Source organism: Sulfurovum sp. (genome assembly GCF_036568385.1).
GTDB lineage: Bacteria > Campylobacterota > Campylobacteria > Campylobacterales > Sulfurovaceae > Sulfurovum.
This window is the reverse complement of sequence record NZ_DATCSP010000028.1, coordinates 1-18928: the sequence shown is the minus strand read 5'-3', so window position 1 is coordinate 18928 and position 18928 is coordinate 1. Positions and strand designations below refer to the sequence as shown.

Genomic DNA, 18928 nt, shown 5'->3' with positions numbered 1-18928 from the left:
ACCTTAGTGCTGCTCTGTGCTTTCCTGGCGGTAGTCTTTACCCTCTATCCCACTTTCGCACGATACTGAAATGAAACGGCCCAGGATGCCATACCTGAAGCGAATGAATAGCAGCTTTATGTTAGAATAAATCAATTTTTTTTGAACGGTGAAACATGGCATCTAAAGAGATACGCTACAAAGAACATACTTTTAAACTTTCTTATGAACTGGTCAACCCGGCACAGGAGAGAGTGCTGCTGGTACTCCATGGCTGGGGGAGCAATAAAGAGATCATGAAACAGGCTTTTGGCAATATGTTGCCCGATCTCAAACACATCTACCTGGATCTTCCCGGGTTTGGAAAGAGCAGTAACGAGATGGTCCTGACCACCAAAGACTATGGGGCTATCGTACGGCTTTTTTTGGAGGCACTGGGCGTAGAGGCTGCTATCGCTATGGGGCACTCTTTTGGCGGGAAGGTCGCTACACTGCTTGATACACCCTGTCTTGTCCTTCTCTCTTCTGCCGGGGTCGTGACGGCCAAGCCTTGGTCGGTAAAGGTCAAGATCGCTACCTTCAAACTGCTCAAGCCTCTGGGGATGAAGAAGATACGCGAGCTTTTTGTGGCACCGGATGCACAGGGCATGAGCCACGAGATGTACGAAACGTTCAAGAATGTGGTGGATGAGGACTTTGAAGCCGAATTTGCCAAAAGCAGAAGCAAAGCGCTCTGTTTCTGGGGGAAAGAGGATACGGCTACACCGCTTTATACAGGCGAGAAGATAGCAGGGCTGATAGCAGACAGCGTGTTCTATCCGCTGGACGGGGACCATTACTTCTTTTTAACGCATAAGGATTTTATCGCTGAAGCGATCACAGAACACTGCAAGGATATAGACTGATGTTACAGGCAATCAACACACTTTTTTACGGACTTTTTATTTTGGCCATAGGCTACTATTTTATTACGAACCTGCAGTGGTACAGTTATAAACTGAACCGTGTGCTTTTTCATCATACCAAAACATGGTGGCACTTTGTCTATTTCCTCGTACCGTTCGCCTTGTATGCGTTTGTCTCCGGTATGGGTGACTACGGTTTTGTGGTAGTGGTCGCTTACCTGGCGTTGCTCTTTCAGTGGTACAGGGGCCTTGACAAGCCGCTGGTCTTCACAGGAAGGGTCAAACGCTTCTTTGCCGCACTGATCTTTTTTGCTCTGTTCATTGCTGTGGTCTTTAAGCATTTTGCAGTGGTACTGCCGCTTTTTCTGGCCTACTTTGTTTCACATTTCATAGAGAAGATGCTTTTCCACGGTTTCAAGGTCAAGGCACAGGAGAAGCTGGAAGCCATGGAGGATCTCATAGTGGTGGGTATCACGGCGAGCTACGGAAAGACAAGTATCAAAAACTACATCGAGCATTTGCTCAAAGCCAAGTACAGAACCTATGCGACACCGCGCTCTGTCAACACACTGGGCGGTATCATGAAGGATATCAATGAGGACCTGCCGGCCGATACGGAAGTCTATGTGGTCGAGATGGGTGCAAGGGGGGAAGGCGACATCGGGGAGATCAGTACCTTTGTCAACCCCCACTATGTCGTAGTAGGCAAGATAGGGCCTGCGCATATCGAGTACTTTAAAACGATGGAGAACATCCGCAATACCAAGATGGAGATACTTAAAACAGAGCGGCTCAAAGAGGCCTGGGTACATGAGAGTGCGAGAGTCAGACCTGAGCCCAATGTGCATACTTTCGGAAGTGGGGAGAACCTGGACATCCGCACGAAAGAGGCAGCGCCGGAGTATATCATCGAAAATGTGGAAGCGACACTGGAGAGCACACATTTTACGCTGAACGGGGTCCGCTATTCTGCAAGCATTTTGGGGGCTTTCAATGCGATGAACCTGGCAGCAGCAGTGCTGGTCGCCAAAAAGCTCGGACTCAGCGATGCGCAGATACAGGAGGGGCTCTCTTCGCTCAAAGCAGTAGACCACAGGTTGCAGCGTATCGATGCGGGCGGGAAGGTGATACTGGATGACAGTTTTAACGGAAATATAGACGGTATGATGGCTTCCTTTGACCTTGCGACGACCTATCAAGGGCGCAAAGTGCTCATCACTCCGGGGTTGGTGGAAGTCGACGATGCCTTGAACGTTCAGGTGGCACAAAGAGCCAATGAGGTCTTTGATGTGGTGGTCGTGACCGGAGACCTGAACTACGGGATCTTTAAAGCGCATGTGGACGCTGACAAGCTTGTCAAGCTTGCCAGCAAAAGTGAGATGGAAGCGATGCTGGTAGAGCAGACACGTCCGGGGGACCTGATACTCTTTGCGAACGATGCACCGAGTTTTGTTTAAAGCGCTACATTAAAACCATTTCTTTTCTTTTCCCTGACCCATCTTCTTAAAAAAGAGTTCATGCTTTGAACTCCTGATGGTAATGCCTTCCATACCATCTTTGGTCGTTTTGGTGACCGTAAATCCTTCTTTCATCGTTGTATGCAGCCTGGTTCTGACATATTGGTGTATAGACTGTCTGCATGCCATACTTTTGGCTGAAAGTTTTGTATATAACATACTTTTATCATCTGTTTTTAATTCACCTAACACAGGGTTGCAGCCGTCAAATCCATTGATCCTGTTATGTTCTGCATCAAAATCCAAAATGGCTCTGGCTTTGCGTACGTCTTTTCCGTCCATAGTGCGCAAGTGCCAATTTCCCTGTAGGTCATCCAGGTCTACATTTTGCGTTTGTGCTGATAGATACGTGGTAGATAATGATACCAATAGCGTAAGCATAACTGTTTTCTGTGAAAGCATTTTTGTAAACATTTAAAACTCCCCATATTATATAGTATAATTAAAATTGTACATTTAAATGGTTAATGGAGTACTTATGAGATATGTTTTGCTTTTATTTTTATCGGTGTCGGCACTTTTTGCCACAGAGATCAAGCTGACGGAACAGCAGGCACAGTTCATTGCACAAAAGGTATGGCAGAACGAGGGGGCAGGGCTGGACAAGTATCTGGTGCACTGGAACGAAGGTGAAGACTTTGCCTCGGTAGGCATCGGCCATTTTATCTGGTTCCCCAAAGGTCATACAGAACGTTTCAGAGAGGTCTTCCCGCTGGTGCTTGCATTCATGGAAGCCAGAAATGTACCCATGCCTGCCTGGCTCAACTCCAGAACCCCGCTGCCCTGGAACAGCAAGGAAGCATTCTTCGCAGCCAAAAAGGCAAAGAGCAGCACGTATACAGAGTTGTTTGATTTTCTGAAGCGCACGATGCCCGAACAGGCTGCATTTATGGCACAGCGCCTGAGTGAAGCCTTGCCCCAGATGCTGGAGACGATAGAGGAGCCTGAAAAACAGGATCTTATCAGAAAACGTTTTTATGAAGTGATGCACCATAGTGACGGTTCGGTGAACGAGAGAGGGCTTTATGTGCTTTTGGACTATACCAATTTCAAAGGGGAGGGTACACTGGAAAGCGAGCGGTACAAAGGCCAGGGCTGGGGACTGCTCCAGGTGCTTGAACATATGGACCCAAAAGAGCCGAACACATTGAAAGCCTTCGCCGAGTCTGCCAAGGCGATGTTGAGCAGACGTATCAAGAACTCTCCTCCTGAAAGAGGGGAAGAGCGCTGGCGAAAGGGGTGGAATGTCCGTTTGGAGACCTATTGGAAATAGTTTAAAGCGAGAAGGGCTGCGCTTTGAACCTGTGCAGTTCCTTCATCGCTTCATGCAGCAGCTTTTTCTGGTCTTTTGAGGTTTCCTTCAGGAGACTCTCTTCCAGTGCTCTCCTCTCAGTGAGGTTCTCCGCATGGGATGCAAGATAGTTGTGGATCAGTGTTGCCTGGTTAACGGTATCATTGTAGTCTCCCAGCAAGGTCTGCAGTTTTTTACCTTTGTTTATCATTTTTTCACTCTTTTCTTCACCGAAGATGTGTTGGAACTCTTCCAGCATATAACGCAGTTTTTTCAGAGAGATCCTGATCTTGTGGAGCTTTCTGCTGTCCGGCTCTTTTTCCAAAGCCTCTATCTTTTTCACGATCTTGCGGTGGCGTTTCTGGATGACCTTTCTGGCAGTGGTGTCTATGGTGTCCTGGTTGTTCTCAGCAGTGAGAGGTTTCTCTTTTTTTAATGTGTTTTGATATGTGTGGAAAAAATCTTCAAATGCTTTGCTCTGCAGCATTTCGCGTATATGCTGCTGCTCCTGGTCACGTTGCCGGTCGATCTCCTCTTGGAGCTTGCCGTGCTCTATTTCCAAGGCTTCCAAACGTTCTTCAATGACATCCAGATCACGTTTTTGGTTCGTCTGTGTTGCAAATTCTTTCAGGTTTTCACTGAAGTAGGTGTACTGCTCTTCGGGAAAGAGAAATGCAAACTCTTTTAAAAAAGCCCTGGATTTTCTGATGTTGACCCTGAACTTGTGAAGATCTTCGGGATCATCATGCAGAAGCATACGCGTTTTGTATGAGAGTATAGCGTTGGAATACTTGTACAGGATGAGGTGCAGTACATCCAGTGCATCGAGGGAAGAGAGGTCGGAGTTTTTTGGAAGGTATGTTTTCTCTATCTCTTTCATGGTTTTCCTCATGATGGATGCTTGTCACATCCTTGTAGTTGATTATAGCACTATTTATGCGTCTCTATGTAAAAATTAAAAATTTTTTTGCTATGATGTCATCTCCTGTCGGGGTGTAGCGCAGTCTGGCTAGCGTGCTATCTTGGGGTGATAGAGGTCGCCGGTTCAAGTCCGGTCACTCCGACCAGTTTCAGCCACTTCAAATCACAATCTTTTGTACCATACTTACACAACCGCAAAAAGCAGCAATGACATTACCGCCATAGGATAGAGGATATACAAAGCCTGCCTGCCTATAAGCGTTTTCTCGGGGATCTTTCTGCTGAGCCAATAGACCCTGAACATCAAAAGCGCAGTAACGACCATACTGGGACCCAGCAGCAGGAAAAGCAAAGAGGACTCACTCAAAGGGGCCAGAAGCATCTGCTTGGCAATGCTTCCGCTTGTGTAGCCAACGCCAATGAGACTTAGCGCAAATACACTTCCCAGGATCATGTAGTGGGTCAGCAGACCGTTTTTCATCACTTCGCCACTGAGTATGAACAGTGCAGATTTATTGATAGCGTGATGGAGCGAGAAAAACACTATGGCTGCTGCAATGGCATCCCATAGCCCCGGTTCTAAAAGCCCTACACCCAAAAGGGTGATGATATATCCCATCTGTGCGATACTCGAATAGGCCAGGACCACTTTGATCTGATCCTTAAAGATCCCGTACACCCCTGCATAGATTCCCATCACACCTAACGTGCAAAGGGCAAGACCGCCCAAAACCTCCACCTCCTGCCCGAAAGGAAGATAGCGGATAAGACCCAGTATTCCCGCTTTGAGCATCACGCCTGAAAGCACGGCACTGGCAGCTGCCGGTGCATTTCCATGCGCCAAAGGGAGCCAATGGTGCAAAAATAGCACCCCCGATTTGATCCCGAAACCTATCAGAAAAAGCCAAAGGGCTACGGGGTGTACCTCGGTGGCAAAGAGGTCAAAATGCACCCCGCCGTAGTCCTTGGCCGATAATAGAACAGCCGCAAAAAGCACCACCTCACCGACCACGGCATATTTGATATAGACAAAGGCTGCGTGAGTGGCCTGCTCGGTCTGCGAGTGGACCACCAGTCCAAAAGCGGCCAGGGACATCAGTGAAAAGAAGAGATAGAATCCGACCGCATCGTAGCTGAGGATCAGGCCATAGTTGCCTGTGAATGTAAGGATGAACCAGAACCAGTATCGTTTTTGATGCGTGGTGATGCTTCCGTAACTGTACAAAGCACTCATCAGCCACACCAGCGAGCTGAAGATCAAAAATATTTTGCCGATAAGATCGATATGGAAATACAAGCCGAATAAGAACCAGTCAACATGCAATGCAGACCCGACATCGGCGAAGAGGGCAAAAAGCAAACCAGAGAGGGTAAAAAGCAAGGCAACTGTGAAATTCATCGCAAATACTCCAACTGCACCAGGGTCTTGGCCCATTGCAGTGCACTGTAGTCGCTCAGGGCAAATATACCAAGATACAGGGTCAGAAGTGCGGTGAAAAGCGGTGGCAGTATCAAGAGCGCATGGCCGTTTCTGAACTGGGGCTTTTGTGTATAGGGCTCGGATGGGGGCAAGAACCACATACGATAGACCAGAGGAAGGAAATACGCCGCATTGAGCAGGGAAGACAACGCGATCACCCCCAGAACGGTCAGCAGGCCATTCTCATACGCACCCATACCCAGATACCATTTGGATAAGAACCCAGCCGTGAGGGGAACGCCTATCATCCCCAAAGCACCGATACTGAATGCAAAAGCCCCCAAAGGCATCATGCGCCCCAGGCCGTTCATCTGCCCGATCTTTTTGATACCATAGATCTTGGCAAAGGCGCCCGCGCAAAAGAACAAAGTGATCTTCATCACCCCCTGATGCACCAGATGGATCATCCCGCCAATGGTCCCCAGGGGGCCAAAAAGTGAAACACCCAAAAGGATATAGGAAACCTGCGACACCGTGGAGTAGGCCAATCGTTTTTTGATATCGTTCTGGCGCAGTGCCATGATGCTTCCATAGAGGATGGTCACCACCGCCACCCCCAGAAGTATCCACAAAAGCCCCAGGTCATAGGCAAACTCCACCCCATAGACCTCATAGACGATCCGTATGATCCCGAAAGCCCCCGCTTTGACGACCGCGACCGCGTGAAGCAGGGCAGATACCGGTGCAGGCGCCGCCATCGCCGAGGGAAGCCACCGGTGCAAAGGGAAGACCGCTGCTTTGACCCCTACACCGATCAGCAGGATCACGAACATGATCTGAAGAACGATCGGTTCTACGGAGACGATCTTGTGCAGATACCCGCCGCTGACAAACTCCCTGTCTCCGCCTATGCTCTGCAGTGCTACAAGGCCAACCAAAAAGAACAATCCCCCGATAATGGTATGTGCCAGGTAGATGATCGTGGCTTTGGTCGCCTCGACCGTCTGGGTATGCAACACCAGTACAAAAGTGGTCAGGGTCAAAAGCTCATAAAAAACAAAAAAGGTAAAGAGGTTCCCTGCGATACTCAACCCCACTGTCGCGGTGACACACAAGGAAAAAAAGCCAAAGAAACGGCTTTGGTTCTGGCTGTTTTGAAAATAGCCTATGGCATAGATCGTCGTAAAAAGCCATAAGATGGAGGAAAGGGTCGCAAAGAGCAGAGAGAGGTGGTCCACCTTGAGCACAAAAGAGATCTGCGGTGTAAAGGCAAAGGCATAGTAGAACACTTCATCGTTGATGATCCCCCGGATCAGATAGATCACAAAAAAGATCTTGGAGGATACGCCCAAAAGGTTGATAGTGTTTCGCAGCGTTGCACAGCGCTCAGGCAGCAAAAAGATCATTACAGCCGGTAGAACTGAACTTGCCAATAACAAAAAAAGGACTAGACCGTTTTCCATCTTATGATCCTAAAAAACCTATAATGAAGTGCCCCAAAAGCCCTAAAAAGACCGATAAGAAACTCAAACTGAAAGCTGACCACTGAAGGGTCTTGCAAGTGAGGGTCTTTAAAGGGGCAGGATCCTCAGGCCCGCCAGGGGTTCCCTCATCCTCCAGGGGTTTTTGCAGAAACAGGATCAACAGTTTAAACAGATAGAGGGCACTCACGATACCGCCGCCTAAAAGCGCTGCAAAAAAAAGCCACGAGGAGGTTTCAAAACTGCTTTGAAGGTAATACCACTTGGAGAGAAATCCAAGCGAGGGGGGCAACCCGATAAGGCTCACACTGCTCAGCCCGACAGCGAATACCGCCACCGGGGTCACGGAGGCGAAGCCTTGCAGTCTGCTGATGGTTTTGGTGCGGGCTGTACGGATGATCGCCCCGCTTGCAAGAAAAAGGCCCGATTTGGCCAGGGCGTGAGAGAGCAGGGCGAACACCATCGCATCATAGGCATACGCATGCGTAAAAGCAAATACGACCATGAGGTACCCCACTTGTGAGACCGTAGAATAGGCGATCAGTATTTTCAGGTCCGCAGCAAGGAAGGCTTTGATCCCGCCGTAAAAAACAGCCACGATCCCAAGGGATCCCAGCACGGTATAGATGGTTGCCGCAAAAGGAAAAAGGGTGGTTGCAAAAAGATATAAAAGATAAAAGGTGGCTTTGATCACCAGGGCCGAGAGCAGGGCCGATACGGGACTGAGCGCATTGGCATGGGCTTCGGGCAGCCAGAAAGAGAAAGGGAAGACAGCCGTTTTGATCAAAAACGCCGTCACCATGAACCCAAAGGCAACCAGGGTGGCAAGGTCGTTTTGTACCACAAGGGACAGAGAGGAGATGTCCAGGAGTGCGTATTTGGCATAGAGTATGGCTACGCCTAACAGATAGAGCCCCGAAGCTACAAGTGTGGTAAAGAGATAGATCAGCGCCGCATGGATGCTCCTGCTGCTGTTCTGTAAAGCACTCAGCCCCACGGCACTCACTCCCAGGATCTCCAGGCCTACATAGAGGTTGAAAAGATCGCGTGAAAGGTAGATCACCACAAACCCGAGTGCCAGGAAAGCTCCCAAAGGGTAAAAAAGCACCGCTTGTGCATGCGTCAAGGAGACTGCCGCATAGAGAAAAACCACCAAAAGTATCAACGCACTGAGCGCCAGTATCATGCTTCCAAAAGGCAGGGCTTCAAACGCAATACCCAGAGGCGGGAGGAACCCTCCGAAATGGTAAGCATCCAAAGCGTTGGTGGAAACACCGTAAAGCAAAGCACCCGACAAGACCGAAAAAACGGTCCCGAAACCGAGCCCCCAAAGGGTTGCTTTTGTTTGAAAGACGAACCCCACGATGCCAAAAAGCAGGGGAGCGATAAGAAGCGCAGGGATGAGAAGGTCATTGATCATCCTGCACCTCTTCTTGTATCTGTTCTTCTTGTGTCTGCTTCTTATAATGGGCCCGTATCAGCATCAGGGCAAATGCCGTAGACCCCAGGGTCACCACAAGCCCTGTCAGTACCAGTGCTGTCGCCAAAGGATCGGCCTTCCCGTCATGCACACTTGTGGAGATAAAGATCAAAAAAATACCGCTGGTAAAGATGTTGAGCGATATAAGCTTATGGACAAACCCTTGTTGTGCAAGGACACCCACGAGCCCCAGCACAAAGATGGCCGCTCCGGCAATGATAAAAAGGCTCATCATTTGAACCTCTGTACCGCATTGATGAAATAGGTGGCCAGGATCACTCCCAAACTCACGGTAAGCACGGTTTCGATCGATACGATCAAAAAAGTTGCCATGGTATTCCGGTACTCTAAAAATGCACCTAAAAAAAGTGTCCCTGTCCCCACACCCACAAAGAACAGCAGACCGCTCACATAGACAAAGCGCAAAGAGAGCTCCTGCAGTTCAGAGAGGTAGCCGGGTTTTACCAGCCGCACTATAATGATCCCTCCGGCCAGAAGCGCGGCCGCGGCAAAAGCACCGCCGCTTTGGTAGCTTCCGCTGTAGAGAAGATAGAAAGAGCAAAGCACGATCAGGGGGAAAAGTAGGGCCACGAACGTATTGGTGATAGTGTTTTCAGAAGAATGCGGCCTGTGGCGGAAATGCGGATCGAGCGTATAGATGGCGATCAGAGCGAGCAGCACAACCCCCACTTCCAAAAGCGTATCCAGAGCGCGAAAATTGAGAAGGACCGCTGTCACCTCGTGGGAGACGCCGCTGTCTTGCAGGTGGGCTGTGATCTGCTGATCAATGACCGGATCAAATGTTTCAAGGGAAAGCAGTGTACCGCACAGAAGCATAAAGACCAGCAGTGCACCGCTGTAGATCAGGGTATGCAGAAATTTACGCTTCATCTTTTTTCCTATGTTTTTTCAAAAAAGTGATCGTATCCAGAAGCAATGCCCCGGTGATCCCGGCTCCGAGGGCCACTTCGGCCAATGCCAGATCAAAAGCGCCCAGCCGTATCCATACAAGGGCCAGGATCATCCCGAAAACGATGAAGTAGAGACTCACGCTGAACAGATCTCTGACCGTAATTATCTGGAAACTCAGCAAAACGAGTAAAAAAAGCAAAAGGGCATCGATCGCTATCATGGTTTTGCCCCTGTGCGTGGTTCTTCCCCGGTTTCATTGGAGTGGCTGCTCAAAATATAGCTGAGTGTAGAAGAGCTTAGCAGGACCAGGACCCAGATCAGAAATATCTTCAACGCTATCAGGACCGAGCCACTGTGCAAGATCATTCCCAAAGCGATGAACCCGAGTCCCATATTGTCTATTTTTGCCAAAGCGTGCAGTCTTGTATAGAGATCAAAGAATCTGACCACCCCGATCGTACCGATAATGAAAAAAACCGTGCCGAGCACAAGAAAAACATCCCCGATCACCGCAACTATCTCACTCAGCATCTTCCGCCCCTTCTTGATAGCGTAAGCGTTTGGCAAATACAATGGCCGTCACAGAGCTCAAAAGGACTATCACCAGTGCCACGTCCAAAATAGCACGTTGCTCCGTCAGTCCATAGAGCAGGAACATCACACCGACCCCGGTGGTGCTTAAAAGCAGTGTCACAAGCATCTTGCCGCTTCGGGTCTGGTTCCTGAGAATAAACAGAGCGGTCACGATAAGATTGAAAACCAGGACCGTACCGAGCAGGGTATAGAGGCTCATGAAACAGTTCCTCCCTCAAATGCTTCTATCGCATAGGCTTCCAATCGCTGAATAAGCGCAGGGTCAAAAAGCGATCTGTCCAAAATGTGAAGCGATAAAACCCCTTGGTTATACCCCATACTGACAGTCCCGGGCATCAGCGAGTAGAGGTTTGCCAGCATTGCAACACTGAACGCGTTGTCGGACTTTACACTGTGCCGGTAGACAAAGGGTTCAAGCCGGAGTTTCGGCCGTAGGGCAAAAAGCGCGACCTGCACGCCTCCTTTGAGCGAATAAAGCAAAAACCAAAAGCAAAGCTTCAAAGCCGCTTTGACAGAGATATGCCGATACTCAAGTGTAAAAACGTAGGGGGTCAAAAAACTCATAAGCAGAATAAAAAGCAGTGGAAAAAGTGCGATCCTGCCGCCGCTTATAACCACCCAGAGTAAAAGATAAAGTCCAAAAAGCTTCAGCGTGTTCATAGTTGACTTTTCCTTTTGACATTTTTTCAACCGCTACAACAGTATATATAATTATACTTGATACATAGATGATACCTTCACTTATCAGGCAGATGCTGTTCGTGTGCGTTGGATTCGTTGAAGGATGCCTCCTGTATAGAGATAGACAGGGGTAAGTATCTCCTCATCACAAAAACGATAAAATCTCATAAATTCAATCAAAGAGTACTTATGCATCCATCATTCTCTTACTACCTTGACCGCATCAGCAAGTACGCAGGCTATGTCGCAGCATTTTTCGTCGTCGTTCTCTCGTTCCTGGTAGCCTACGATGCGGTCGCGCGCTACCTTTTTTCGGCAGGGTCGATAGCGCTCCAGGAGATAGAATGGCATCTGTTTGATGTGATCTTTCTGCTTGGCTTGACCTATACGCTCAAACATGACAAGCACGTCAGGGTGGATATCTTTTTTGATCGCTACTCCATAGAGACCAGGGCCATCGTTCAGATACTCTCCATGCTCTTCCTGGTGCTGCCTTTTTCTTTCTTTTTTTTAGCGGACGCAGTGGATATGCTGATACAGAGCTACCTGCAAAATGAGATCTCGAGCGATCCGGGGGGACTGACACACCGCTACCTTATCAAAGGTGTGTTGGTAGTGGCCTTCATACTGCTTATGCTGCAGGCGCTCAGTGAAATGTTAAAGGCATGGGAAAAACTCGAAAACAAAACAAGGTTCCTGCGTGTTTTGGGTGTGGTCAGTGTGCTTGGGCTGCTGGTCTACTATGCAGACCATTATGACTTAGCCTACTGGTTCGATCCTGTCCTTCTGATGTTTGCCTTGACGCTCTTCTTGCTGATGACAGGATTTCAGGTGGCTTTTGTCTTTGCCGGGGTGGCGCTGCTGTTTGCTGTGATCGACAATCATGTAGGGCTTGTGACGCTGGAGATGCTGCCGTACAGAACCTATGGCATCATGAGCAATGCGACGCTTATGGCGGTCCCGCTTTTCATCTTTATGGGATTGATACTTGAAAAGTCCAAGATGGCAGAGGGCCTGTTGCTTTCTATGGGGAAACTCTTCGGTTCGGTCAGAGGCGGACTGGCCATTTCGGTGGTGCTTGTAGGAGCGATACTTGCGGCGAGTACGGGGATCGTCGGGGCCTCGGTCGTGATGATGAGCCTCATCGCGCTTCCTTTGATGCTCAAACACCGCTACTCACCCGCATTGGCCTCGGGGTCCATTGCGGCGAGCGGTACGCTGGGACAGCTGATCCCCCCTTCTGTGATCCTCATTATTCTTGGGGACCAGATGCATTTGTCCGTGGGGGACCTGTTCCGTGCCGCAGTGGTGCCCGGGCTTTTGCTGATCCTGCTCTATATCGTCTATATTCTGGTGATCTCCTATATGAATAAAGAGGTCGCACCGGCCATTGTCTCAGAGGAGTCGTATAGCGTGATGCTGAAAGAGGCGATGAAAGAGATCATCCCTCCCTTGCTGCTGATCAGTGTAGTGCTGGGCTCCATCTTCGCAGGTATCGCGTCACCTTCAGAGTCAGCGGCTATCGGTGTGCTGGGAGCGATGCTGCTGGCTTTGGGAAAGCGGACGCTCTCCTATGGGATGGTGCGCTATGCAGCGGTAGAGACGGTGAAGCTCACTGCGACCATCTTTATGATACTCATCGGGGCTACAGCCTTTTCCCTGGTCTTCAATGAACTGGGCGGCGGTGACATGGCGATGGAGTTCTTTACGGGGGAAATGGGTGACAAATGGACCTTCATCCTCATTGCGATGCTGGTCATTTTTCTGCTGGGCTTCTTCATAGATTTCATAGAGATAGCCTTTGTGGTCGTTCCTATACTGGTGCCTATCGTGGCCTCGTTCGGCATAGACCCTGTATGGTTCGCTATCCTGATCGCCATGAACCTGCAGGCATCATTCCTCACCCCGCCGTTCGGATTCGCACTGTTTTTCCTCAAAGGTGCAGCGGGCGACAAGGTGCGTACGGCAGCCATTTACAAGGGGGTAGTGCCGTTTATCCTGTTGCAGATCGCGGCACTGCTTATCATCCTCTTCTATCCGGAACTCATCTATCTGGTCGGAAAGTGATCCGGCTCACGGGATGAGGATATAAGCGATGGACGGGTATGATAGCAAGAAATGAACACAAAGGAAGGGAATGACGCCGAGAGAAGCCATTAGAGTATTGGAAGAGAGAATGAATGCATCGGTTCTGGGACAGGAGCATATCGTCTCAAGGCTTATCATGGGGCTGCTTGCTGATGGGAATATCCTGATAGAAGGACTGCCCGGACTTGCAAAGACCCGAGCGGTACGCAGCATGGCTGAGGCGATCGAGGGAAAATTCTCGCGTATCCAGTTTACTCCGGACCTGCTTCCTTCGGACGTGATAGGGACCCAGCTGCTGCAGGAGGAGGATGGAAAGCAGATCTTCCATTTTCACCCGGGACCTATCTTTGGGAATATCATTCTGGCAGATGAGATCAACCGTGCCCCTGCCAAAATACAGTCTGCCATGCTTGAAGCGATGGAAGAACGGCAGGTGACCGTGGCAGGAAAGACCTATAAACTGCCGAAACTCTTCAACGTCATGGCCACACAGAACCCTTTGGAGCAGGAAGGGACCTACCCTCTCTCCGAAGCGCAAAAAGACCGTTTTTTCATGCATGTCAAGATAGACTATGCGAAGACAGAAGCGGAATTTGAAATGATCAGGATGATACAAGGGGAGAGGTTTGAAGAGAAAAAACCTCAGGAAAAGATCCCCCAGGAGATGATCTTTGCCGCACGCCGCGAGGTTGCACAGGTGAAGTTCAGTGATGCACTCGGACACTATATCGTTGAACTGGTTTTCGCCACGCGCTATCCGCTGAGGTACAGCAAGCAGCTTGAAGTGATGATCGATGTCGGCGTAAGCCCGAGGGCAACGCTCGCACTGACACAATGTGCGCAGGCCAATGCATGGATGCAGGGCAGAGATGAAGTGACCGTACAGGATGTAAGAGCGGTGATCAAAGATGTGTTCCATCACCGTTTGGTCATCAGTGAACATGCCCTGCAGAATAAAAGAACCGCAGAGGGGATCATAGATCTTATCCTGGAACAGGTACCGGTACCTAAGATCTAGATCGACAGCAGGCTGAAAATGGTTATATGTTACTCTCTCTTACGGGCTGTTTGGTTCCCAGCGTATAGGCAGGAGTTCATTCAGGGTCACATACCTCTCTTCCGTCAGATAGACCTTTGTCAACTTATTATTCTCATTGACCTGGAACATGAGTTCACGGCATCGTCCGCAAGGCGGTATGATGGAGTCCCTGGTAACGGCAACGATCATGTCGATCTGCGTCTCTCTGTGTTTCAGCATTTCTGCAATGGCTGAATGTTCTGCACAGAACCCTATGCCGCAGGCGACATCGATATTCACACCGGTATAGAGGTTTCCATCAACAGTGACCAGTGCAGCGCCTACGGAGGCTGCAGAATAGTCTGTATGGCTTAGAGTATATTCTCCGGCCACACCACGTGCGGCTTCAATGAGTTTTTTTGCGCTGATAGTTTTCATACCAGCAGTATATCAAAAAATCAGGTCGGCAAAATGTTTATCCTGTAGGAAAAGAATAAAACAGACTTCTTACAGTAAAATACACACATGGAAGAACATATAAAATTAGAACTCAAACATACGACCGTCGAAAACCTCAAAAGCTTTTCAGAGATACTCAACAAAGACATCAATCAGATGCTGGAGGAGGCCCTTGAAGAGTATTTTGAAGCGCAACAGCAAAAACTGATGGAAAAAAACCTCTTCGATGAGAACGCCATGACCAACCTGGATTTCGATGAGTTCTGGGATGACCTGGACGTTTAAGTGCAGGCAGAACTCAGTGAGGCCCTGGGGCAAGTCGTCGAGGCATGGGAATACTTCGGGCAGGGGCAGATAGGCGCACTCTATAAAGCCACAGTAGCAGGGCAGGAGTATGTCGTAAAAACGTCGGTGCAGGAAGATAAACTGGCCATAGAGGCACGCATGCTTGATGATCTCCATGATGCCGGGATACGTGTACCCAAAGTGATGCTGTCTCAAGGACCCTTTTTGATGCTTGAACATATTAAGAGTGTCCCTAAGGACAGATCTGCAGAGGAGAGCGAGGCAGCAAAGCTTTTGGCTTCACTGCACGCTGTCACCAACGAGAGCCGCATGTATGGCTATTATTACGATACGACCATCGGTCCTTTTCCCCAGATCAATGAACAGACCCAGTACAACTGGGCCCTTTTTCTCGGGCAGATGCGAATGATGCCTATGGCAAGACGCTGCTATGACGGAGGCAGGATCTCCAAGCAGATGATGGAGAGGCTGGAACTGCTGTGCCAGGATCTCTATAAGCGTATCGATATGAGCAGGATCACGCCTTCCCTGCTGCACGGTGATGTCTGGAGCGGGAACATACTCTTTGAAAAGCAGGGGGCCTGTCTGATAGACCCTGCGATCTATTACGGAGACAGGGAAATGGAACTGGCATTCATCCTGCTTTTTGATACCTTCGGGGAGACATTTTTTGACCGCTACAGTGAAGTACATCCGCTCAGCGAAGAGTTCTATGAAACGAAAGTGCCGCTTTATCAACTCTATCCGGTCTTGGTGCATGTCGCACTCTATGGCGGCAGCTATGCAGGCCAGCTCGAGCAGCTCCTCAAAAGGTTAAAAGTATGAAAAAGTGGAATATAAGATCCATGGCGAAAGAGATCGCGCTCATATTGGTACTTTTGGTTGTACTGAGCAACATCATCAGTTATCTGCGTAAACCGGAACTCTCCTCAACGAAGCTGCCGCAAATAGAAGCAAAACTGTTAGACGGAAATACCTTTAAAGTGCAGGAGGGCAAACCTCTACTGGTCTATTTTTGGGCTGAGTGGTGTCCTACGTGCAAATGGCAATCTCCCAACATAGAAACCATCGCACAATCGTACAATGTGTTGACCATTGCTGTGAACTCAGGCAGTGATGAAGCGATCAAAAGACATATGCGGAAACAGGGACTGAGCTTCAAGGTAGTGAACGACTGGAGCGGCACCTATGCAAAAGCGTTCAACGTAGAGGTGTATCCTACCGTATTCATGTATGACAGAAAAGGGGAATTGAAATTTACGGAGGTAGGCTATACCACGACGGCCGGTCTTCTTGCACGGTTGAAATGGCTGAAGTAAGGATATAGGATTCTCCTTGTATATTTAAGTATACAACGATATAATTTCCGTTATATATTGAAGTATACAAGGGAAGAGATGGAACTTGCATCAAAACTTAGTCTGGAAATTTTCGGTAAACCTTTCATCCTGGAGAAGCGTATAGAGCTGCTTCATGCTATCGAAGCACACGGCTCTATCTCCAAGGCTGCAAAGGCCGTACCTATGAGTTACAAAAGTGCCTGGGAAGCGGTCGATACGATGAACAGCCTTTCACCCGAACCCATTGTCTGCAGAGAGACCGGGGGAAAAGACGGAGGCGGCACCACGATCACGGCGTATGGAAAGAAACTGTTGGAAAACTATGAGGTGCTCAAAGAAGAACATACGCGTTTTCTAAAAAGACTATCGGAACTGACCGATATTGAAAGCGGGTCGTTGAAAACCATAGAAAGACTCGCCATGCAGATCTCTGCACGCAATCAGATGCAGGCCGAAGTCATCACTGTGGAACCTGAAAATGTCAATGCAAAGATAGGTTTAAGACTGAAGAGCGGACAGCTGCTTGTTTCGGTGATTACCAAAGAAGCGGTGGAAGACCTGCATATCGCAGAGGGGCAGACAGTGACCGCGATCTTTAAATCGAATACTGTATCGGTTTCGCTCAAGGATAAGGATGAGGAGAAAGAGGAAACTGATCTCTCCAATAGAGTGGAAGGGGTCATCAAGAAGATAGAGAAAGATGTCAAAAATGCCAAAGTACTGGTGGACATAGGAAAGCATGATACGGTGGTTTCCGTGATGCCTGCAGATGTTTTGGAAAAGCTGGGGCTTCATGAAGGAAGCTTTGTAAAGGCCGTCATCAAGGCCAGTGATATTATGATAGGGAGATAAGTCGTGAAATTGATAAGGTCAATTGGGATCATAGCAGGTTTGATCAGCATAGCCTATGCTTCAGAAGAGGGGAAGAAACATAGTTTAAAGTCCAATATGACACATAGCTATGAGGAGCTTCCCGGAGAAGCGGACGGCATCACGAAAATGTTTTCAGAAGGTATGTTCTACGGAAGGATCAGATTGAACAGTTTTGGTTTCAAATGGGAGGACGAGATCGCTGACAAGCAAGAGAACCATGTGATCGGGGGCATAGGCGGAAGCGTGATCTACAAAAGTGCAAGGCTGAACGGGTTCAGTATAGGCGGGGGTCTCTACACAACGCAAGGGTATGGTACGCTTGAAGATGAAGAAGCAGCGCTCTATAAAGCCGGTAAGGGGGTATTCAGCCGGTATGATGTCCTCACAGAAGATTCAATGAATCTTACTTCTCTGGCCGAAGCATACCTGGACTATACCAATGCCTATGTTTCCGTAAAAGCGGGAAGGCAGATCTTTGAGAGTTTTTTGACCGGAAGCAATGACACCAAAATGATACCCAATACCTTCGAAGGGCTGACACTACACACGTCTTCAATCCCTGATACTTCAATGAAAATGGCCTATCTGACGCGTCAAAAGTTAAGGGACCACTCGGAGTTTCACCATGTCCTGGCCTACGGTGATGATCCCAATGATCCCTATGCCTCTTATACGGAAAATGACGATTCGGCGATGCATAAAGGGTTGACGCTCTCTGCATTGGAAGCCAGGGGCATAGATGATAGACTGATCATAGCGGAAGGAAGGAACAGGTCCATTGAAAACCTAAACCTGACGGTGAACTATACAGCGGTGCCTGAGCTGATCTCTTCGGCGATGCTCCAGGCTGACTACAGGATCATGCTCCATGGCATGTCTATCATCCCCGCCCTGAGATATATGCGGCAGTTTGATGACGGTGCCGGTGCGATAGGCGGTGCGAACCTAACACTGGATACCACAGGGTACAGCAACCCCGACAGTCTGGATTCTGCCCTTTACGGTGCCAGGGTCGATGTAGTAGAAGATGGATTCAAATTAAGGTTCGGCTATACAAAGGTGGCGGATGAAGGTGACCTGGTGGCACCGTGGAGAGGGTTCCCTACAGGCGGATTTACACGGGCCATGGCACAATACAACTGGCATGCCAACACCGAAACATATATGGTACAGCTCGATTATGATTTTAATTTCTATACTGACCTTAAGATCATGTCACGCTTTGCAGTGCAGGATTTTGATGATCAAAAAACAGGTGTGCAGGCAGATTCGAATGTCTTTACGCTTGATCTGATGAAAGGATTTGGCGGGAAATCAGAGATCTATCTGAAAACACGATATGCCCATGTGACAGGAGATCCGCTCTATGATCAGGATGGCACGACCCTGTTGAAATCCGATCCTTCTTATGATGAGCTTCGTATTGAGCTCAATTATCTCTTTTAAGGAGAAGTATATGAAAAAAATGGTTTTAAGCATCTTGTTGGGTCTGGCGACGCTCAGCGCCGGAGAGATCACGATAGCGGTAGCAGCCAATGTAAGTTATGCGATAGAGGCATTAAAAAAAGAGTTCAAGGCCATCCATCCGGAGACAGACGTGCAGGTGATCCTCGGAAGTTCGGGAAAACTCACCGCACAGATAAGACACGGGGCACCCTATGGT

23 protein-coding genes and 1 tRNA gene are annotated in these 18928 nt (G+C 48.9%); 12 read left to right on the top strand and 12 right to left on the bottom strand.

The window, feature by feature from the left end; genetic code table 11:
* The first annotated feature begins 155 nt into the window (after nucleotides 1–155).
* Entirely contained in the window at nucleotides 156–884 is a 729-nt protein-coding gene (locus VIM88_RS03365; protein WP_331861471.1) for an alpha/beta hydrolase, read from the top strand.
* Entirely contained in the window at nucleotides 884–2341 is a 1458-nt protein-coding gene (locus VIM88_RS03360; RefSeq protein ID WP_331861470.1) for a UDP-N-acetylmuramoyl-tripeptide--D-alanyl-D-alanine ligase, read from the top strand. Before VIM88_RS03365 ends, VIM88_RS03360 begins: the two co-directional genes overlap by 1 nt.
* A 9-nt stretch (nucleotides 2342–2350) precedes the next feature.
* Here the strand turns inward: VIM88_RS03360 and VIM88_RS03355 are convergent, their stop codons facing one another.
* Nucleotides 2351–2815, bottom strand: a complete 465-nt coding sequence (locus VIM88_RS03355; protein ID WP_331861469.1) for an META domain-containing protein — start codon at nucleotides 2813–2815, stop codon at nucleotides 2351–2353.
* 64 nt (nucleotides 2816–2879) lie between these two features.
* On the opposite strand from VIM88_RS03355, the gene VIM88_RS03350 reads away from it, so the two are divergent.
* Complete coding sequence (locus VIM88_RS03350) at nucleotides 2880–3674, top strand: hypothetical protein (RefSeq protein WP_331861468.1); 795 nt, start codon at nucleotides 2880–2882, stop codon at nucleotides 3672–3674.
* Between the two features lies 1 nt (nucleotide 3675).
* Here VIM88_RS03350 and VIM88_RS03345 read toward each other — a convergent pair whose 3' ends face one another.
* A complete protein-coding gene (locus VIM88_RS03345; RefSeq protein WP_331861467.1) occupies nucleotides 3676–4572 on the bottom strand; it encodes a CHAD domain-containing protein in 897 nt (298 codons plus the stop codon).
* Nucleotides 4573–4681: 109 nt separating this feature from the next.
* Between VIM88_RS03345 and VIM88_RS03340 the strand changes: the two genes are divergently transcribed.
* Nucleotides 4682–4759 (top strand) — tRNA-Pro (locus tag VIM88_RS03340).
* 38 nt (nucleotides 4760–4797) lie between these two features.
* Here VIM88_RS03340 and VIM88_RS03335 read toward each other — a convergent pair.
* The 9 genes from VIM88_RS03335 to VIM88_RS03295 are packed head-to-tail and all read right to left on the bottom strand — an operon-like array spanning nucleotide 4798 to nucleotide 11160.
* Nucleotides 4798–6012: a complex I subunit 5 family protein gene (locus VIM88_RS03335; RefSeq protein WP_331861466.1), complete on the bottom strand. Its 1215-nt coding sequence runs from the start codon at nucleotides 6010–6012 to the stop codon at nucleotides 4798–4800.
* Nucleotides 6009–7496, bottom strand: a complete 1488-nt coding sequence (locus tag VIM88_RS03330; RefSeq protein WP_331861465.1) for a proton-conducting transporter membrane subunit — start codon at nucleotides 7494–7496, stop codon at nucleotides 6009–6011. The genes VIM88_RS03335 and VIM88_RS03330 overlap by 4 nt, the downstream gene beginning before the upstream one ends.
* Nucleotide 7497: 1 nt before the next feature.
* Nucleotides 7498–8934, bottom strand: coding sequence for a complex I subunit 5 family protein (locus VIM88_RS03325; protein WP_331861464.1), 1437 nt, complete (start codon nucleotides 8932–8934; stop codon nucleotides 7498–7500).
* On the bottom strand, nucleotides 8924–9229 hold the full coding sequence (locus VIM88_RS03320; protein ID WP_331861463.1) for an NADH-quinone oxidoreductase subunit K: 306 nt from the start codon (nucleotides 9227–9229) through the stop codon (nucleotides 8924–8926). Before VIM88_RS03320 ends, VIM88_RS03325 begins: the two co-directional genes overlap by 11 nt.
* Complete coding sequence (locus VIM88_RS03315; RefSeq protein WP_331861462.1) at nucleotides 9226–9885, bottom strand: MnhB domain-containing protein; 660 nt, start codon at nucleotides 9883–9885, stop codon at nucleotides 9226–9228. Before VIM88_RS03315 ends, VIM88_RS03320 begins: the two co-directional genes overlap by 4 nt.
* Nucleotides 9875–10126: a DUF4040 domain-containing protein gene (locus VIM88_RS03310; RefSeq protein WP_331861461.1), complete on the bottom strand. Its 252-nt coding sequence runs from the start codon at nucleotides 10124–10126 to the stop codon at nucleotides 9875–9877. The genes VIM88_RS03315 and VIM88_RS03310 overlap by 11 nt, the downstream gene beginning before the upstream one ends.
* Entirely contained in the window at nucleotides 10123–10437 is a 315-nt protein-coding gene (locus tag VIM88_RS03305) for a monovalent cation/H(+) antiporter subunit G (protein ID WP_331861460.1), read from the bottom strand. The genes VIM88_RS03310 and VIM88_RS03305 overlap by 4 nt, the downstream gene beginning before the upstream one ends.
* Nucleotides 10427–10699 carry a monovalent cation/H+ antiporter complex subunit F gene (locus tag VIM88_RS03300; RefSeq protein WP_331861459.1) on the bottom strand — a complete coding sequence of 91 codons (273 nt, stop codon included), beginning with the start codon at nucleotides 10697–10699 and terminating at the stop codon, nucleotides 10427–10429. Before VIM88_RS03300 ends, VIM88_RS03305 begins: the two co-directional genes overlap by 11 nt.
* The gene (locus VIM88_RS03295; RefSeq protein ID WP_331861458.1) at nucleotides 10696–11160 is read right to left on the bottom strand and encodes a Na+/H+ antiporter subunit E; all 465 of its coding nucleotides are present in this window, start codon (nucleotides 11158–11160) and stop codon (nucleotides 10696–10698) included. The genes VIM88_RS03300 and VIM88_RS03295 overlap by 4 nt, the downstream gene beginning before the upstream one ends.
* A 210-nt stretch (nucleotides 11161–11370) precedes the next feature.
* On the opposite strand from VIM88_RS03295, the gene VIM88_RS03290 reads away from it, so the two are divergent.
* A complete protein-coding gene (locus VIM88_RS03290; protein WP_331861457.1) occupies nucleotides 11371–13248 on the top strand; it encodes a TRAP transporter large permease subunit in 1878 nt (625 codons plus the stop codon).
* A 70-nt stretch (nucleotides 13249–13318) separates the two neighbouring features.
* On the top strand, nucleotides 13319–14287 hold the full coding sequence (locus tag VIM88_RS03285; RefSeq protein ID WP_331861456.1) for a MoxR family ATPase: 969 nt from the start codon (nucleotides 13319–13321) through the stop codon (nucleotides 14285–14287).
* Nucleotides 14288–14326: 39 nt separating this feature from the next.
* Here the strand turns inward: VIM88_RS03285 and VIM88_RS03280 are convergent, their stop codons facing one another.
* Nucleotides 14327–14725 carry a cytidine deaminase gene (locus VIM88_RS03280; protein ID WP_331861455.1) on the bottom strand — a complete coding sequence of 133 codons (399 nt, stop codon included), beginning with the start codon at nucleotides 14723–14725 and terminating at the stop codon, nucleotides 14327–14329.
* An 87-nt stretch (nucleotides 14726–14812) separates the two neighbouring features.
* Between VIM88_RS03280 and VIM88_RS03275 the strand changes: the two genes are divergently transcribed.
* The 6 genes from VIM88_RS03275 to VIM88_RS03250 form a co-directional block, all read left to right on the top strand.
* Nucleotides 14813–15031 (top strand): hypothetical protein, encoded by a 219-nt coding sequence (locus VIM88_RS03275; RefSeq protein WP_331861454.1) that lies wholly within the window; start codon nucleotides 14813–14815, stop codon nucleotides 15029–15031.
* A complete protein-coding gene (locus VIM88_RS03270; RefSeq protein WP_331861453.1) occupies nucleotides 15032–15877 on the top strand; it encodes a fructosamine kinase family protein in 846 nt (281 codons plus the stop codon).
* Complete coding sequence (locus tag VIM88_RS03265; protein WP_331861452.1) at nucleotides 15874–16371, top strand: protein disulfide oxidoreductase; 498 nt, start codon at nucleotides 15874–15876, stop codon at nucleotides 16369–16371. Before VIM88_RS03270 ends, VIM88_RS03265 begins: the two co-directional genes overlap by 4 nt.
* A 78-nt stretch (nucleotides 16372–16449) precedes the next feature.
* Nucleotides 16450–17244, top strand: a complete 795-nt coding sequence (locus VIM88_RS03260) for a TOBE domain-containing protein (RefSeq protein ID WP_331861451.1) — start codon at nucleotides 16450–16452, stop codon at nucleotides 17242–17244.
* Nucleotides 17245–17247: 3 nt separating this feature from the next.
* Entirely contained in the window at nucleotides 17248–18711 is a 1464-nt protein-coding gene (locus VIM88_RS03255; protein ID WP_331861450.1) for an OprD family outer membrane porin, read from the top strand.
* Between the two features lie 10 nt (nucleotides 18712–18721).
* Nucleotides 18722–18928 (top strand): substrate-binding domain-containing protein (locus VIM88_RS03250; RefSeq protein ID WP_331861449.1); only part of this gene is annotated, 207 nt, incomplete at its 3' end.

What these genes read in the sequence shown, in the direction of transcription:
- VIM88_RS03365 (WP_331861471.1), top strand. Translation starts at nt 156, where the DNA reads ATGGCATCTAAAGAGATACGCTACAAAGAACATACTTTTAAACTTTCT.
- VIM88_RS03360 (WP_331861470.1), top strand. Translation starts at nt 884, where the DNA reads ATGTTACAGGCAATCAACACACTTTTTTACGGACTTTTTATTTTGGCC.
- VIM88_RS03355 (WP_331861469.1), bottom strand. Translation starts at nt 2,815, where the DNA reads ATGTTTACAAAAATGCTTTCACAGAAAACAGTTATGCTTACGCTATTG.
- VIM88_RS03350 (WP_331861468.1), top strand. Translation starts at nt 2,880, where the DNA reads ATGAGATATGTTTTGCTTTTATTTTTATCGGTGTCGGCACTTTTTGCC.
- VIM88_RS03345 (WP_331861467.1), bottom strand. Translation starts at nt 4,572, where the DNA reads ATGAAAGAGATAGAGAAAACATACCTTCCAAAAAACTCCGACCTCTCT.
- VIM88_RS03335 (WP_331861466.1), bottom strand. Translation starts at nt 6,012, where the DNA reads ATGAATTTCACAGTTGCCTTGCTTTTTACCCTCTCTGGTTTGCTTTTT.
- VIM88_RS03330 (WP_331861465.1), bottom strand. Translation starts at nt 7,496, where the DNA reads ATGGAAAACGGTCTAGTCCTTTTTTTGTTATTGGCAAGTTCAGTTCTA.
- VIM88_RS03325 (WP_331861464.1), bottom strand. Translation starts at nt 8,934, where the DNA reads ATGATCAATGACCTTCTCATCCCTGCGCTTCTTATCGCTCCCCTGCTT.
- VIM88_RS03320 (WP_331861463.1), bottom strand. Translation starts at nt 9,229, where the DNA reads ATGATGAGCCTTTTTATCATTGCCGGAGCGGCCATCTTTGTGCTGGGG.
- VIM88_RS03315 (WP_331861462.1), bottom strand. Translation starts at nt 9,885, where the DNA reads ATGAAGCGTAAATTTCTGCATACCCTGATCTACAGCGGTGCACTGCTG.
- VIM88_RS03310 (WP_331861461.1), bottom strand. Translation starts at nt 10,126, where the DNA reads ATGATAGCGATCGATGCCCTTTTGCTTTTTTTACTCGTTTTGCTGAGT.
- VIM88_RS03305 (WP_331861460.1), bottom strand. Translation starts at nt 10,437, where the DNA reads ATGCTGAGTGAGATAGTTGCGGTGATCGGGGATGTTTTTCTTGTGCTC.
- VIM88_RS03300 (WP_331861459.1), bottom strand. Translation starts at nt 10,699, where the DNA reads ATGAGCCTCTATACCCTGCTCGGTACGGTCCTGGTTTTCAATCTTATC.
- VIM88_RS03295 (WP_331861458.1), bottom strand. Translation starts at nt 11,160, where the DNA reads ATGAACACGCTGAAGCTTTTTGGACTTTATCTTTTACTCTGGGTGGTT.
- VIM88_RS03290 (WP_331861457.1), top strand. Translation starts at nt 11,371, where the DNA reads ATGCATCCATCATTCTCTTACTACCTTGACCGCATCAGCAAGTACGCA.
- VIM88_RS03285 (WP_331861456.1), top strand. Translation starts at nt 13,319, where the DNA reads ATGACGCCGAGAGAAGCCATTAGAGTATTGGAAGAGAGAATGAATGCA.
- VIM88_RS03280 (WP_331861455.1), bottom strand. Translation starts at nt 14,725, where the DNA reads ATGAAAACTATCAGCGCAAAAAAACTCATTGAAGCCGCACGTGGTGTG.
- VIM88_RS03275 (WP_331861454.1), top strand. Translation starts at nt 14,813, where the DNA reads ATGGAAGAACATATAAAATTAGAACTCAAACATACGACCGTCGAAAAC.
- VIM88_RS03265 (WP_331861452.1), top strand. Translation starts at nt 15,874, where the DNA reads ATGAAAAAGTGGAATATAAGATCCATGGCGAAAGAGATCGCGCTCATA.
- VIM88_RS03260 (WP_331861451.1), top strand. Translation starts at nt 16,450, where the DNA reads ATGGAACTTGCATCAAAACTTAGTCTGGAAATTTTCGGTAAACCTTTC.